Source organism: Hymenobacter sp. B1770, assembly GCF_049896385.1.
Lineage (GTDB): Bacteria > Bacteroidota > Bacteroidia > Cytophagales > Hymenobacteraceae > Hymenobacter.
On the sequence record NZ_JAFCUF010000038.1, the window covers coordinates 1 to 1,195 of the forward strand.

A 1,195-nucleotide genomic window follows, 5' to 3' on the forward strand; every position below is an offset into this window, starting at 1 on the left:
GTTCAGGTCGGCGGCGGCTCTTTTTTTTTCGGAGGGGGCGTTCCCGACCCCTCGGATGCGGGGGCCGGGGTGGCCTGCCCCGCTTTTCCTTCTGGCCGCTAACCCCCTTTATCCCATGCGCAAATACCTGTACCCTTTCCTGCTGCTGGGCTTCGGCGCGGCGGTGGTGACCATTTTCTTATTTAAGTCCGCGTCGCCGGTGCCCGTTCCGCCCCTCAAAGCCCGCCAGGGCGATTTGGCGCTGGGCGGCGAGTGGCTGAACACCAAGAAGGCCGTGCAGGGCCTGCGGGCCAAGCTGCGCCAGGACCCCAACGACCACCAAAGCCGGTTGCTGCTGGCCCAGGCCTACTTGCAGGAAGGCCGCGTAACCGGCGACCACCCGTACTACGACGCGGCGGCCCTGCAACTACTGGAGCAGGTGCTGGCCGACCAGCCCGACAATTTCGACGCGCTGTGTTCCCAAGCCTCCCTGTGCCTGACCCAGCACCACTTTGCGCAGGGCCTGGCCCTCGCCGAGCGAGCGGCCAAGATCAACCCCTACAGCGCCTACGTGTACGGCCTGCTGTGCGATGCCCACGTGGAGCTGGGCCACTACGACGAAGCCGTGCGCATGGCCGACCGGATGAACCAGGTACGCCCCGACCTGCGCGCGTACGCCCGCGTCAGCTACCTGCGCGAGCTCCACGGCGACGTGCCCGGCGCCATCCAGGCCATGGGCATGGCCACCGAGGCGGGCTACGTGGGCCTGGAGCAAACCGAGTGGACCCGCGTGCAACTGGGCCAGCTCCACGAGAACCGCGGCGAGTTGGACCAAGCCGAGAACTTGTACCAGCAGTCGCTGCAGGTGCGGCCGTTCTACGCCTACGCCCTGGCCGGGCTGAGCCGGGTGGCCGCCGCTCGCCGGGACTACCCGGCGGCGATCAAATACCTCGAGCAGGCCCGCGCCACGGTCAAGGACTACGCCTTTGCCGACGAGTTGGCCGACCTCTACCGCCTCCACGGGCAGCCGGCGGAAGCCGAGAAAATGGCCAAGGAATCCATCGCCATGCTGGCGGGAGCCGCCCAGGAAGCCGACGAAAACGAGCAACTGGGCCATTACGCCGACCGCGAGCTGGCCTACGCCTACGTCAAAACCGGGGAGTTGGACTGGGCGTTGAAGCACGCCCAAATCGAGTACGAGCGCCGGCCCGACAAC

Annotated in this window: 1 protein-coding gene; it reads left to right on the forward strand. The window is 67.3% G+C overall.

The window, feature by feature from the left end:
- Nucleotides 1-115: 115 nt before the first annotated feature.
- On the forward strand, nt 116-1,195 hold a 1,080-nt coding region (locus tag ACP7AJ_RS21285), incomplete at its 3' end, for a tetratricopeptide repeat protein (protein ID WP_426062247.1).